We start from the raw sequence: 14,553 nt of genomic DNA, 5'->3' as shown, positions 1-14,553 counted from the left end.
CCCTACGAAAACCCGTTAAGGCAATCATGCCCCAGCGATCAAAGACCCTGTTCGACGCCGAAATAAACAACCCCGACACCGATGTCGACTTTGCCCGCGAGATCGTGCCTGTCCCCGTCGACGAGGAGATGTCGGAGTCGTTTCTGGCTTACTCCTTGTCGGTCATCACCTCCCGAGCCATCCCCGATGCCCGCGACGGGCTGAAGCCGGTACAGCGCCGCATCCTCTACTCCATGCTCAACATGGGGATCCGCCCCGACGGGCCCCATCGCAAGAGCGCCCGGGTGGTGGGCGACACCATGGGCAAGTACCACCCTCATGGCGATGCCGCCATCTACGACGCCCTCGTGCGGCTGGCCCAGGAGTTCGCCCGGCCCATCGCCCTGATCGACCCCCACGGTAACTTCGGCACCCTCGACGACCCCCCGGCCGCCCCCCGCTACACCGAGTGCCGCCTGGCCGACGCCGCCATGGAGATGCTGGCCGAGATCGACGAGGACACCGTGGACCACCGGCCCACCTACGACGGCGACAGCACCGAGCCCGAGTGCCTGCCGGGCCGGCTGCCCAACCTGCTGGTGAACGGCACCACCGGCATCGCGGTGGGCATGGCCACCAACATGGCCCCCCACAACCTGCGGGAGGTGGCCGAGGCCATCAGGCTGGTGATGACCAAGCGCCGGCCCAAGCCCACCATCGACCAGTTGCTCGATGTGCTGCCCGGTCCCGACTTCCCCTCCGGGGGGATGGCCATCGACTCCGAGGAGGGCGGGCTGCGCCAGATCTGCGAGAGCGGGCGGGGCTCGATCCGCCTCCAGGCCAAGATGGCGCCGGTGAAGCTCACCCGCAGCCGCAAGGGCATCGAGGTCACCGAGCTCCCCTTCATGGTCGGGCCCGAGAAGGTGGTGAAGCGCATCAACGACCTGATCGTCGACGGCAAGCTGCCCGGCATCCATGATGCCCGCAACCTCTCCGACCGCCACCACGGCCTGCGCATCCTCATCGAGTGCGAGCCCCATGTGGAGCCCGAGAAGCTGTACTACGACCTGTTCCGGCTCACCCCGCTGGAGGAGACCTTCGCGGTGAACAACGTGGTGCTGGTGAACGGGGTGCCCACCACCGTGGGCCTCTACGACCTGTGCCGCCACTACATCGACCACCGCCTGAACGTGGTGGTGCGGCGCACCCGGTATCGCTTGGGCCGGGCCCGAGACCGCCACCACATCCTGGAGGGGCTGATAACCGCCTTGGACAACATCGATGAGGTGGTGGCCATCATCCGGGGGTCCGACGACGCCGCCGAGGCCCGAGAGCGTTTGCAAGACGCTCTGGACCTGACCGAGGTCCAGGCCGCCCACATCCTGGACATGCAGTTGCGGCGGCTCACCGCGCTGGAGAAGCAGAAGATCATCGACGAGCGCGACGAGCTGATTGCCCTGATCGACGAGTTGGAGAAGCTGCTGGGCTCTGATCAGCGCCAGCGCACGGTGGTGCTGAAGGAGCTGGACGAGTTGGTGGAGCAGTTCGGCCAGGATCGCCGAACTGAGATCGTGGCCCACCAGGACGCCCCGGTGTACGAGGCCACCCCGGTAGAGGAGCTGACCCCCAAAGCCGAGGGGCCGTGTGTGGTCACCCTGTCCACCACCGGCGTCGTGGGTCGGGCATCGGTCGGGGGGCGGCGGCGATCGCAGTTCGGACGCCACGACTTGTTGACCGCATCGGTGGAGGCCGACCTCGGCGACACCGTGCTGGCCGTGACCTCGGCCGGTCGGGTGATCGCCTCGTCGGTTTCAGCCATTCCCGAGGTGTCGGGCCGCAGCCGGGGCGCGGGAGCTTCCGAGGTGTTCGGAACCATTCGCAGCGAGGCGGTGCTCACGCTGGTGCTGCCCGGCAGTGATCCGCTGGCCCTTGTCACCGCAGGCGGCACGGTCAAGCGTGTGGACCTGTCTGACGCCGACAAGGGCCGGGCGGCCAAGCAGGTGATCAAGCTGAAGCCCAACGACAAGGTGGAGGCCGCCTTCTGTGCGCCGGACACCGCCGAGATGGTGTTGGTGAGCGCCCACGGTCGGGCGCTGCGGGCCCCGATCGAATCAATCTCCGTCCAGGGGCGGGGGGCATCGGGGGTCAGGGGCATGAAACTCAAGAACGGCGACCGGATCATCGCCGCCGCCGGTGCGGTGGGCGACGAGGCCGTGATCATGGTGGGCGCAAACGGCTCGGTGGACATCACACCGGTAACCGACATCCCGGCCACCGGGCGCGACGGGGTGGGCACCCAACTGGATGGAGGGGAGCCGCTGGCCATGGCCGTGATCGCCCCGGCCGCCGATCTTCTGGCCGAAGTGGACGACAACGGCAAGCCGGCCAAGGCCCCGGTGCCATTTCCCTTGGAGAGCGGTGACGCCGACCACGCGGTGGTCTTGAGCGTGGGGATGCCCCGATGGTGACCAAGACCACCCGCGCCGGGGGCAAGAAGGCCGACTTGTTCACCCCTCCCAATGGGGGAAACGGCAACGGCAGCTACGAAGCCTCCGACATCGTCACCCTCGAGGGGTTGGAAGCCGTCCGCAAGCGGCCCGGCATGTACATCGGGGGCACTGGAAGCGACGGTCTCATGCACCTGGTGTGGGAGCTGATTGACAACGGGGTGGACGAGGCCGGGGCCGGATTCGCCACCCGAATCGACGTGACCCTCCACGCCGACAACTCGGTGGAGGTGAGCGACAACGGCCGGGGCATCCCGATTGACCCCCATCCCACCAAGAAAGTGTCGGCCCTTGAGGTGGTGCTCACCGAGCTGCACTCTGGCGGCAAGTTCGGCGGCGGGGTGTACGGCGCCTCCGGCGGGCTGCACGGAGTGGGCGCTTCGGTGGTCAACGCCCTTTCCACCCGGCTCCGGGCCGAGGTGGACCGCGATGGTGCCACCTGGCAGCTCTGGTTCGTCAAGCAGAAGGCGGGACATCTCGACGGGGACAAGTTCGCCAAGGGCAGCAAGCTGCGGCGGGTCCGCTCCACCCGCAAAACCGGCACCCGCATCCGGTTCTGGCCCGATCGGGACATGTTCGACCCAGACGCCGCGGTGGACTTCGAAACCATCCGCCAGCGGGCCCAGCAGGCCTGCTTCCTGGTGCCCGGACTGCGAATCAGGCTGGAGGACAAGCGCCGGAGCCACGACAACGAACCGGTCGATTTGATCTCCCACGGGGGACTGGCCGACCTGGTGGGCTACCTGTCGGCCTCCGAGGCCGTGACCGAGGTGATCTCCATCCCGGGAGAAGAGGAGTTTGAGGAGAAGGTGCCGGTGGACGGGGCCATGACCGTGGTCACCCGGCAGTGCCAGGTGGACATAGCCATGCGCTGGGTGAAGGACTACGACACCAAGGTGGTCACCTTTGTCAACACCATCCCCACCCCTCACGGCGGCACCCATCTGACCGGTTTTGAGCGGGCCTTGACCCGGGCGGTCAACGACAGCCTGCTGGCCGACTCCAAGAAGCTGGCCCGCCTGGCCAAGCAGGGCAACGACCGGGCCCAGCGCGAAGACGTGCAGGAAGGTTTGGTGGCCGCGGTCAAAGTCACCCTGCCCGAGCCGCAGTTCCGGGGTCAGACCAAGCAGGAGCTGGGCACGCCTCCGGTGCAGTCCATCGTCTACAACGTGCTCAAAGACGGGTTGGAGAGCTGGTTCCAAACCGGCCCCAAGAGCCACGTGACCGCCCTGCAATCCAAGATCGCCGATGCGGTGCTGAGCCGGGTGTCGGCCCGCCAGACCTTGGAGAACAAGCGGCGGGCCGCTTCTCTGGGCTCCACCGGGATGCCCGACAAGCTGGCCGACTGCCGGGTCCACGGCCCGGAATCCGAGCTCATCCTGGTGGAGGGCGACTCGGCCGCCGGCCCGGCCAAGGCGGGACGCAACGCGGAGAACATGGCCATCCTGCCCTTGCGAGGCAAGGTGGTGAACGCGGCCAAATCTTCGGTGAAGCAGGTGCTGGACAACGCCGAGGCCCAAGCCCTGTTCACCGCCATGGGGGCCGGCTCGGGCGAAGACTTCAAAATCGACAAAGCCCGATACGGCCGCATCGTGATCCTGTGCGACGCCGATGTGGACGGCAGCCACATCCGCTGCCTGCTACTCACCCTCATCCACCGCTTCATGCGCCCGATGCTGGAGGCCGGGAAGGTGTACGCCGCCCAGCCCCCGCTGTACACCGCCAAGGTGGGCGACCAGACCCACCGGGCGTGGTCCGACGCCGAGCGAGACGAGAAAACCGCCGAGTTGGCCAAGGGCAACCGCAAGGCCGAGAGCATCCGCTGGTCCCGGTTCAAGGGTTTGGGCGAGATGGACACCGACGAGCTTGCCGAGTGCGCCCTCGACCCCGATACCCGCACTCTCCGACAGCTCACCATTGACGATGTGAAAAAGGCCGAGGAGATGTTCGAGACCCTGATGGGATCGGATGTGAGCCGCCGCAAAGACTTCCTCATCGCCCACAGCGAGCTGGTGGACCGCGACGCCCTCGATTACTGACGGCCATGAGAGAAATCAGGTAAACAGACATGACCATGACCGATCCCGTTGAACAGGCCGAACCCGCCGCAGAGCCCGCCAGCGACAAACTCATGGAGATCCCGGAGCGCTACGTCCCCAAGCACCTGTCCCCTTCCAGTGCGTCGTCTTATCGGGAGTGCGCTCGGCGCTGGAAGTTCCGCTACGTCGACCGCCTGCCCGACCCGCCCGGCGAGCCCGCGGTCACCGGCACTTTTGCCCACATGGTGCTGGAGAAGCTGATGCAAGAGCCGGTGGAGAACCGCACGGTAGACCGGGCCAAGGAACTGGCCCGCGAGCTGTGGCCCAAATTGGAGAACAGCCGGGATTACCAGGGATTGGATCTGGACGACGAAGCCAGCCTGAAATTTCGATGGAACGGCTGGAAGGCCATCGAGGGGCTGTGGGATCTGGAAGACCCCCGCGAGGTGACGGTCGCCTCCACCGAGCAGGACGTGAGGGTGGAGATCAACGGGGTGCCGTTCCGGGGCATTATCGACCGGGTTGATCAGACCGACGACGGTTTGGTGGTTACCGACTACAAGTCGGGCAAGGCCCCCTCCGAGCGGTTCTCCACCAACTACGCCACCCAGATGCTGCTGTACGCCGCTGCGCTCACTGAGCTGGAGGGCCGCAAACCAGCCAAGGCACAGCTTCTCTACCTGGGCCAAAAGGCGGTGGAGGTGGAAGTCACCGACGAGAACCTCACCGAGGCCGTCGACGAGCTGCGGACCACCTGGCTGGCCATCATGGAGAGTTGCATCTCCCAAGAGTTCGAAGCCTCTGCCGGCCCGCTGTGCGGCTGGTGCCCCTTCGTCGCCCAATGCCCTGAGGGCACCGCTGAGGTGCTCCACCGCGACAAGATCGGCAAGCTGCGATCCGATGCCCCCGCCCTCGAACGGATCGCCCAAGCCGAAAAGGCCGTCGACTAGATCCGAGCCAACCGGGTTCCGGCGAGTCGGCCCATAGCCGGGCGCATGAGCGCCTCTTCCCGTCGGGTGGCCCGAGCCCAATAGTGGGCGGCCTCGCCGTCGTCACCCATGTCGAAACGGTCCCGGTCAGCTCGGTCTTGGTGGGCGAGCACCGGGCCGATGCGATCCACCATGTCCAGATAGCGCACCAGCCGGGCCACCGATTTGGCCCGGGCCGCGGCGTACCCCTCCAACGCGGGGGCGATCACCGTGCGCAGGTCGTCGAGCACGGCTTCGTAGACCGCGCTGGCCTCGGTGTCGGCCGGCTCGGGCACCTCAACGGGCTCCGGCACCACTCCGACGATCTCGCACAAGAGCTCCGCGGTAACCCGGCGGTGGAGGGTGGAAAACAGCATGCCCATGCCCATGTCCCCGCCGGCCGCCCCGGTCACCCCCAGGCCGATGAGGTTGCGGACCTGGCAGGCCAGCTGCCAGTAGCGCACCCGCTCGGCATCCACCGGGCCGTCGTACCACTCGAACGCAGTGTTGATGTCTACAAACGGGGTGAGCATGGCCCGCACCGTGATCCAGGCCAGATCCTCCATGGGATCGCCCACATGGGCCAGCTCCCAATCACACATCCCGGTTACTCGACGGCCGTCGTGCAGCACATTGCCCGGCCCCAGATCACCGTGGACCAGCACCGCCCGCTCCGGCGGTCCGGGCGCGGTCTCAGCCAGTTGACGCAACCCCAGATCGATCAGCGGATCGGGCTCAGGGCAGTGCTCCCGATAGAGACGGGTCCACACCTCCAGATCGTCGTGGGCCAGATCGTCGGGCGGCTCAAGAGCATGAAGGGCATTGACCTGTCCCATGAAATCCCTGGCTAGGTCGGGATCGTTCAGCGGACCCGGCGCTCCCTCTACAAAGTCCAACAGCAGCGCCCGCCCATCGGGGCTAAGACCACAGAATTCGGCCGCTCGCACCGGCTTGTCGGTCAGCCACTGATAAGCCCGAGCCTCTCGAGCCAGGTCGTAGCCCACCGCGGAGAGCGCCGAGGTTCCTGCATCCATCCGCAAGAACCGCTGCCCCCCGTCATCCAGCGTCACCACCCACGCCTGGCGGGAAGCGCCCCCCGGAATGCGAACCGCATCAGCAACGGCCTGGCCGCAGCACTCTTCCACCCACGCCAGCAGCTCACCATCCAACTCGCTCACCCGACCAGGCTAAGCCCCTCCATCACCTGCTGCGCATTGTGCGTCTACGCTCAGCACCTCGTGTTCCCACCGGGCTTCTTCGATCGGGCTGATCCCAGCCCCGATCACTTCTTCTACTCACCACCCCGCCTGGTCACCCACATAGACGACCAGGCCATCGCCGCGGTCGGCGCCTTGTACCAAGAGTTGGACCTCACCGGCGAAGTGCTCGATCTGATGTCGTCGTGGATCTCACACTTCACCCACCCCCCAGACCGGCTGGTGGCCCTGGGAATGAACGAGGTCGAACTGGCCGCCAACCCCCAGGCCCACGACTGGCTCATTCACGATCTCAACCACACCCCGCGACTCCCCTTCGACGACGACTCCTTCGAAGCCGTCACCTGCTGCGTCTCGGTGGACTACCTCACCAGACCAGTGGAGGTGTTCACCGACGTGTCCCGAGTGCTGCGCCCCGGCGGCCTGTTTGTGGTCACGTTCTCCAATCGGTGCTTCCCCACCAAAGCCATTCGAGGCTGGCTCTACGCCGACGACGCCGGACACTTGGAGATCGTCCGCCGCTACTTCGAAGCCGCGGAAGGATGGGCCGAGCCAGCCACCAAGCAGTGCATCCCTCCGGGAGTCCCCGGCGACCCCCTCTTCGCTGTCTACGCCGCAGCCCTCTGACCGGCTGCGGATGGAGCCCGCTACTGAACGGAAGGGCGGCTACGTCAGCCCGATGCCAAGCATCGTGCCCCAGATCGTCAACATGAACCCCGACATGATGAACACCATCGTCCGGGTCAGCTTGGCCATCTGAAGCGCGGTCTCGCCTCGAAGGCTCTCGAATCCGGCTTCCATTTTGTGCTCTAGGCCGTCCATTTTGTGTTCTAGGCCGTCGATGCGGGTGTGAACCCTGGCGAACTCGGCATCGACTAGGGCGAATTTGCCGTTCATCTCGGTGCGTATCCGGTCTTCGCTCGCTTTGACATCGTCTTTGGTAGCGAGATGTTCCCAGCGCACAGGAGGCAGACACTCGATCAACGTTCTCGCCTCCTCCTCACCCAGCACCTCGCTCAAACGGCTTAGCAACGCCAAACGCCTCGCTTCATCCACAAGCATACCCAGCCTCTCCCATCAAGAAATCTCAAAGGAGGACCGACAAACCGCCCACACGTGGTGTTTGCACCCTACCCGCAGCCACGAGACCCGACAACCGCCATTTCGGGTGGTCGAGGTCGACCCCCGACAGGAAATCGACGCCCGTTGAAGCACCAGACCTGAGGAACAGTCACTGGGGGTCTCTAGAGTCTTGGCCGTGGGCATCGAGGTGATCTGCACCCCGTATGGGCCGCCCGCCACTGAGCGGCTGGGTGAGCAGATAGCCGCGCTCAAGAACGGCGACCCGCTGGCACCGGTCACGGTCGTGGTTCCCACCAATATCGCTGGGTTGGCAGTTCGAAGGGCGTTGGGGGCCACGGGCCGGGGGATTGCCGCGGTGAACTTCCTCAAGCTATTCGACCTGGCCGAGCGCTTGGCCGGTCGGCAGATGGCGACGGAGTTCAAGCGCAAGCCGCTTTCTGGCCCGGTGCTCAGCGCCACCGTGCGCAGCGTGTTGAATTCCGATCCTGGCCTGTTCCGCAGATCGGCCCTCCACCCCGCCACCGAGCAGGCCTTGGCGCGGTCTTACCGAGATTTGCGGGAGCTGTCCGAAGATCAGCTCGACACGCTGGCGTCACAAAGCCGCCGAGCCGCTGATGTCGTCCGCATCTGCCGTCAAGTCGGAGACGAGCTGAAGTTCCAGTGGTACGACGGCCACGATCTGGGCGAGCTGGCCGTCAACGCGCTGGAGACGGGATCGTTCAGCGACATCCTCCAAGAGTTCGGTCCGGTGATCATCCACCTGCCCCAGCGGATCACTCGATCACAGGGGCTGATGATCGCCGCTTTGTCCGAAGCGACCCCGGTGGCGGTAATCGCCGGGCTCACCGGAAACGGGAGGGCCGACAGCGCGGTGGCGGAGTCGGTCGACTGCATGGGGGCGAGGCTCGGCTCTGGGCCTGAGATCAGCCCGCCCCACGGCCGGCGGATCATCAGCACGGCCAGCGCCGACGAGGAAGTCCGGGTTGCGGTACGAGAGGTGGTACACGCGGCCCGAGACGGCATCCCCCTTAGCCGGATCGCCGTGCTGTGCGGCGGTGGCGGGCCGGTGATCCGCCAGCTTCACGATCAACTCGATGCCGAGGACATCGCATACAACGGCCCCAGCGGGCGCACCCTGGCCGACTCGCTGGCCGGCCGAGGGCTCATCGCCCTGCTGAACCTGGAGGGCCGGGACTTCCGCCGAGACGAGGTGTTCGCCTTGCTATCGGTGGCATCGGCCACCGTGCCTCCTAAACAGGCCGCAGATCAGCAGTCCTCGCTGGCCACCGATCTGGTGATGGCGTGGGAGCGGGTGTCGCGCCGGGCCGGAGTGGCTCGAGGTGCCGAGCAGTGGGGGACGCGGCTCTACCGATACGCCGATGAGCAGCAAAAGGCCGCCCAGCAAGAACAGAGCGATCCCGACAGGGTGGACGCACGGGTTGAGAGGCGCCGACGGGAGGCCGACCATGCCGAGTCTCTGGCCCGTTTCATGGTCCGGCTCATTGACGACTTGTCTCCTGAGCCGGAACCGGCCAACTGGAAGGACTGGTGTGGGTGGATCAAGGAGCTGATCAACAACTATCTGGGTGACGAGGAGGCCCGACAACCCTGGCCCGAACCCGAGCAGGAGGCCGCCCGCAAAATCGAGGGGATCCTCGACCGCTTGGCCAACCTGGACGAGATCGACCGCCGTCCCCGGTCGGCCACGTTCCGGCACACCCTGATCTCGGAGTTAGGCGCATCCACCGGTCGTGCTGGCCGAGTCGGCCACGGGGTGCTCACTGAGGAGATCGGTGCCTCGCTGGGGATGGAGCTGGATCGAGTGATCGTGATCAACATGGCCGAAGGGGCATTCCCCCACAGCCCCTCCGACGATCCGCTGCTGCCCGACCGGGAGCGCAAGGCCGCCAGCGATGATCTCGCCCTGCTCTCCGATCGAATGGACGATCAGCATCGCCACCTATTGGCCGCGCTGGCCTCAGCCGAGGCCAGCACCCTGGTGTACGCCCGAGGCGACGCCCGGCGGGCGTGTGAACAGCACCCGTCCCGCTGGCTGCTGGACACCGCCACCGCACTGGCAGGACGCGCCGTGGACAGCACCAATCTGGAGAGCCTGGCCGACGAGGAAACCGCCAGCTGGTTCGAGCACGTCCCCTCCCTGTCGGGCAGGGCGCTCCACGCCGATTTCCCGGCCACCGCCCAAGAGTTCCGGCTGAAGGCCCTTGGGCAGCCAGGTCGATCCGATGGCGTGCTGCCTGGCGACGACCTGGTTCTGGCCCGAGGGGCCGAGTTGGTGGCCGCTCGGGCCTCAGACCAGTTCACCCGCTTCGACGGCAATCTGTCCGGCATCGAAGTCGCCGACTTGACCGAAGACGTGGTGTCGCCCACCAGGCTGGAAACCTGGGCCGACTGCCCGATGCGCTATTTCTTCCAGCACGTCTTGCGGGTGCAGACGTTCGAACAGCCCGAGGAGCTGCTCCAGATCTCCGCGTTGGAGAAGGGCTCGCTGATTCACGACGCCCTGGACATTTTTGTGCGGGAGCAGCTCGAGATCGGCCAGGTGCCTCCCCCTGGCCAGCGGTGGAGCGAGCAGCAGCGCCACCGCCTCCTCGAGATCGGAACGGAGTTGTGCGAGCAGGCCGAAGCCCAAGGACTGACCGGCACCCCGGTGTTCTGGCACCACGACCGGCGCCGGATCATGACCGACCTGGAGCGCTTCTTGTCGGAAGACGATGACCAGCGCCGCCTGCATGGTGTGACCGCTGCCGCCAGCGAGTTGGCCTTCGGAATGCCCGACGGCGAATTGGAGGCGGTGGCCGTCCCGCTGCCAAGCGGTCGGACTGTGCGGTTTCGAGGTCGAGCCGACCGGGTGGACCAAGGCGGGAGGAACACGCTGCTGGTCACCGACTACAAGACCGGCAGAGCCGACCCCTACAAAGACTTGGATGAGGGCAGCCGGAACTTTGACCCCGTCCTGCGGGGAACCCGGCTCCAGCTTCCGGTGTACGGGTTGGCCGCCCAGTCCCACATCGACGACCCCGATGCCCCGGTTACATCCCAGTATTGGTTTGTCACCAGCGACCAGCAGTTCAAGGCCTACGGCTACCGGCTGAACCCCCGGGTGATGGACCGCTTCCGCACGGTGGTGGACACCATTGCCAATGGCATCGAGGGCGGCGTGTTCTGCGACCGACCCCAGCCAGACCGCACCGAGGGGCCGTACAGCCAGTACTGCGACTACTGCAACGCCGACCGGCTCGGCACCCAGGAGCGCCGCCGGGCCTGGGAGAACATGCAGGATCGAGTCGACCTGGCCGGCTACCGGCACCTGGCCGAGGCACCCCATGGATTCGAGTTCGAGGCGGATTGACCATGGCGCCCACCAAGAACGACCAAGCCGACCGGGATGCCATCGAGGCCGAACTCAGCTCGACCCTGTTCGTGGAGGCCGGGGCCGGATCGGGCAAGACCACCGCGCTGGTCGCCCGAGTGCTCTCCCTGCTCGACACCGGAGTGGCCATGGAGAACATCGCGGCCATCACCTTCACCGAGAAGGCCGCCGCCGAGCTGAAGAATCGCCTGCGCGAGAAGCTCTCCGAGTCGGGCGCCCACGCCGAGGCCCTCGACCAGCTTGACGGCGCGGCCATCACCACTCTCCACGGGTTCGCGCTGCGCATCTTGTCTCAGCACGCCATCGAGGCCGGATTGCCCCCCCGCCTCGAGGTGAGCCCAACCGAGGCGTTCGAAGACCGGTGGGTGGAGTTTCAGAGCCGGTTGCTGCACAGCTCCGAGCAGGAGCACGCCTTGGTTCTGGCCCGAATCCTGGGCCTCAACATGGGACATCTTCGGGATCTGGCTCGAATCCTCGACGACAACTGGGACCTGGCCGCCCGGGAAATGGGCAAGCAGCCGCCTCCCACGGGTCCGATCGGCCTTCCCGATGTCAGCGGATTCCCGATCTGGTTCGGCGAGGTGGCCGCCCTGTCGATGTATTGCTCAGACCCCACCGACCGAATGCTGCCCAAGCTCGACGCCATCGCCGAGCGGGCCGAATTGCTGCGGGGGGCGGCGGGAGACCCCGACCAGATATTGCGTTTGTTGTTCGTTCCCGGGCTGAGCTTCACCAAGGCGGGCCAGAAGGGCAACTGGCCCGATGAGGAGAGCGACGACCCATCATTGCCAGAGGTGGCCGCCCGACTGCGAGGGCTGGGCGACGCCATCAAGGACCTCCGAGCGCATGTGGCCGATGTGCTGATCGAGCGGCTGACCCTGGTGCTGGCGGCATTCACCCTCGAAGCCGCCGAAGACCGCCGCCGCCTGGGGGTGTTGGAGTATCACGATCTGCTGGTTCTGGTCCGAGATTTGCTGCGACACCCTCAGCACGGTCAAGAGGTGAGAGAGGCACTGGCCGGGCGCTATCAGCGACTGCTGCTCGACGAGTTCCAAGACACCGACCCCATCCAGATTGAAGTGGCCAAGCTCATCGCCACGCCGTCTGGCGACCACCGACACTGGTCCGAGTTGCAGGACGAGGCGGGACGGCTCTTCTTTGTGGGCGATCCGAAGCAGTCGATCTACCGGTTCCGCCGAGCCGATATCGCCCTGTACACCCAGGCAGGACAAGCCCAATCCGTGGATCGAAAGTCGCTCACCCGCAATTTCCGGTCGGTCGCGCCCGTCCTGGATTGGATCAATGCCCTGTTCGAGGAGTTCATGGCTCCGCCCAGCCCCTCAGAGCAGCACGTCCAGCCCAGCTATCAGGCCCTCGAGCCTGTTCGGAAGCAGCCTCCGAACGGGCCTGCGGTGGCGGTGCTCGACCGGGAGCATCCCAGAACAGCCGGTACCCGCGGCCTGCGCGTGGTCGAGGCCCAGGAGGTAGCCCAGGCCATCTTGACCGCGGTCGGCCAAGGCTGGTCGGTGGGCGACGGCATGGACAAGGAGAAACGCCAACGCTGGCGGCCGGCCCGGCTGGAGGACATCTGCATCCTCCTGCCCACCCGCACCTCACTCCCCCAGCTTGAGCAGGCATTGGAGGCCCACGGCATCCCCTACCGGATCGAGGCGGGCTCGCTGATCTGGACCAGCCAGATCATCAGGGAGGTGATGGCGACGGTGAGAGCGCTGGCCGATCCCACCGACGAGGTCGCCCTACTGAATGCCCTGCGATCCCCTGCCTTCGGCTGCGGTGACGACGACCTCTTCACCTACAAGGTGGCTTACCGGGGCCAGTGGAACTACACGGCGAATAGGCCCCAAGACCTCCCCAGTGGTCATCCGGTGGGCGAGGCCATGTTGTGGCTGGCCAAACTGCACAACGAGGTGCGCTGGCTGAATCCCAGCCAGATTCTCGAGCGCATCGTGGAGCAGCGACGGCTGATGGAGTCGAGCTGCTTCGGCCGCCACCGTGCCCGGGATGTGTGGCGCAGCCTCAACGTGGTTATCGACCAGGCTCGCCAATTCGAAGAGTCTGGCGGACGGGGATTGCGGGAGTTCGTCGCCTGGGTGGAACGAAAGATCGGAGAGCGGACCAGAGAATCCGACGTCATCTTGTCGGAGACCGACGACGACGCGGTGCGCATCACCACTATCCACGCTGCCAAGGGCCGGGAGTTCCCCATCGTCATCCTGTCGGGGACCTACGCCCGGCGCCGGCCCATGTCGGCTTCGATGGTGTGGCCTGCTGAAGGTGGCTTCGGCGTGCGCTTCAACAACCTCTTGCGGACCAAGTCGTTCGCCGACCATCAAGACCATGAGGAGGAGATGGAGCACGCCGAAAGGGTGCGCCTGCTCTACGTGGCCCTCACCCGAGCCATGGACCACCTGGTGGTGTCGGCCCATCGCATGGAGCGAGGCGAGAACAGCACAGCAATGCCGTCGATGGCCGAGATGGTGGTGGACAACGCCGCCTGGCTGCCCGAAGCAGAATGGCTGTCCGAGGAGGATTCCCCGCCCGAAGAAGAAGGGCTGCCCGAAGCGGAGGAGGTACCCGAGCCAAAGACCTCTGGAGGGTCTGACCCACCGGCCATGGCAACGTTCACAAACTGGCAGAGCGAGCGTGAAGCATTCATGGCCGACGCAGAGAAGCCGTCAACCATGAGCGCCTCGAGAATCGCCTGGATTGAGACCGAAGATGAAGATGTCGATCAACTCCCCGGCTTGGCTAAGGACGGGCCAACTGACGGGGACGACGATCGGTCGCCGTCGCGCAAAGGCCGAGCTGGTACCAAGATCGGCAGCGCGGTCCACGGTGTGCTGCAAACGGTGGACTTGGACGCCGATCCCGACACCCTCGGCCCGGTGGCCGCGGCCCAAGCCGAAGCCGAGGGCATCTCGCAAGCCGCGACAACTGTCCGCGCCCTTGCCCAATCGGCCTTGGATTCCGAGACCGTGCGAGAAGCCGCCGCCAACAACCATTGGAAAGAGCTGTTCGTGGCCGCCCAGGTGGATGACACCGTGGTGGAGGGATATATCGACCTGCTGTACCGGGCTCCAGAGGGCCTGGTGGTAGTGGACTACAAGACCGACGACATCCACGATGATGATGTCCTAGAAGCCAAAGTGGACCGCTACCAGCTTCAGTTGGCGGCCTATTCCCTCGCGGTGGAGCAGGCAGTGGGCGAAGAGGTGAACCGCTGCGTGCTGGTGTTCGCCCGCCAAGGCCAGGAGGCGACAGAGGTTGTCATCGCTGGCGACAGGCTCGCCGCAGCCCAAGATGAAGTCCACCGGAGGCTGGCCGACACTGCGGCCTGATAGGAAGAAG

At 65.9% G+C, this 14,553-nt stretch carries 8 protein-coding genes; 6 read left to right on the top strand and 2 right to left on the bottom strand.

All coding sequences use genetic code 11. The features are described 5' to 3' along the window. Nucleotides 1-26 precede the first annotated feature (26 nt). From ACOQPI_RS04110 to ACOQPI_RS04100, 3 genes are read left to right on the top strand one after another with little or no spacing between them, the layout of a single operon-like run. A complete protein-coding gene (locus tag ACOQPI_RS04110; protein WP_420618434.1) occupies nucleotides 27-2,447 on the top strand; it encodes a DNA gyrase/topoisomerase IV subunit A in 2,421 nt (806 codons plus the stop codon). Next, a complete protein-coding gene (locus ACOQPI_RS04105; protein WP_420618433.1) occupies nucleotides 2,441-4,525 on the top strand; it encodes a DNA gyrase/topoisomerase IV subunit B in 2,085 nt (694 codons plus the stop codon). The genes ACOQPI_RS04110 and ACOQPI_RS04105 overlap by 7 nt, the downstream gene beginning before the upstream one ends. Before the next feature lie 35 nt (nucleotides 4,526-4,560). Then, nucleotides 4,561-5,475, top strand: coding sequence for a RecB family exonuclease (locus tag ACOQPI_RS04100; protein ID WP_420618432.1), 915 nt, complete (start codon nucleotides 4,561-4,563; stop codon nucleotides 5,473-5,475). On the opposite strand, the gene ACOQPI_RS04095 is transcribed toward ACOQPI_RS04100, so the two are convergent. Continuing rightward, a complete protein-coding gene (locus ACOQPI_RS04095; protein WP_420618431.1) occupies nucleotides 5,472-6,671 on the bottom strand; it encodes a phosphotransferase family protein in 1,200 nt (399 codons plus the stop codon). The two genes, ACOQPI_RS04100 and ACOQPI_RS04095, sit on opposite strands and share 4 nt — an antisense overlap. A 60-nt stretch (nucleotides 6,672-6,731) precedes the next feature. Here ACOQPI_RS04095 and ACOQPI_RS04090 point away from each other — a divergent pair, with 60 nt between their 5' ends. Further along, a complete protein-coding gene (locus ACOQPI_RS04090) occupies nucleotides 6,732-7,337 on the top strand; it encodes a class I SAM-dependent methyltransferase (protein WP_420618430.1) in 606 nt (201 codons plus the stop codon). 39 nt (nucleotides 7,338-7,376) lie between these two features. Here ACOQPI_RS04090 and ACOQPI_RS04085 read toward each other — a convergent pair whose 3' ends face one another. Beyond that, complete coding sequence (locus tag ACOQPI_RS04085) at nucleotides 7,377-7,772, bottom strand: hypothetical protein (RefSeq protein WP_420618429.1); 396 nt, start codon at nucleotides 7,770-7,772, stop codon at nucleotides 7,377-7,379. Nucleotides 7,773-7,968: 196 nt separating this feature from the next. Here ACOQPI_RS04085 and ACOQPI_RS04080 point away from each other — a divergent pair, with 196 nt between their 5' ends. Together ACOQPI_RS04080 and ACOQPI_RS04075 are read left to right on the top strand one after the other, a co-directional pair. Beyond that, the gene (locus ACOQPI_RS04080) at nucleotides 7,969-11,163 is read left to right on the top strand and encodes a PD-(D/E)XK nuclease family protein (RefSeq protein WP_420618428.1); all 3,195 of its coding nucleotides are present in this window, start codon (nucleotides 7,969-7,971) and stop codon (nucleotides 11,161-11,163) included. Nucleotides 11,164-11,165: 2 nt separating this feature from the next. After that, nucleotides 11,166-14,543, top strand: a complete 3,378-nt coding sequence (locus ACOQPI_RS04075; protein WP_420618427.1) for a UvrD-helicase domain-containing protein — start codon at nucleotides 11,166-11,168, stop codon at nucleotides 14,541-14,543. Nucleotides 14,544-14,553 lie beyond the last annotated feature (10 nt).

The organism is Candidatus Poriferisocius sp. (assembly GCF_965219815.1).
Lineage (GTDB): Bacteria > Actinomycetota > Acidimicrobiia > Acidimicrobiales > Bin134 > Poriferisocius.
This window is presented reverse-complemented; position numbering and strand designations above follow the sequence as displayed.

Bases quoted from the DNA above. Each gene is read 5' to 3' on its own strand.
- ACOQPI_RS04085 (WP_420618429.1), bottom strand. From the start codon at position 7,772: ATGCTTGTGGATGAAGCGAGGCGTTTGGCGTTGCTAAGCCGTTTGAGC.
- ACOQPI_RS04075 (WP_420618427.1), top strand. From the start codon at position 11,166: ATGGCGCCCACCAAGAACGACCAAGCCGACCGGGATGCCATCGAGGCC.
- ACOQPI_RS04100 (WP_420618432.1), top strand. From the start codon at position 4,561: ATGACCGATCCCGTTGAACAGGCCGAACCCGCCGCAGAGCCCGCCAGC.
- ACOQPI_RS04110 (WP_420618434.1), top strand. From the start codon at position 27: ATGCCCCAGCGATCAAAGACCCTGTTCGACGCCGAAATAAACAACCCC.
- ACOQPI_RS04105 (WP_420618433.1), top strand. From the start codon at position 2,441: ATGGTGACCAAGACCACCCGCGCCGGGGGCAAGAAGGCCGACTTGTTC.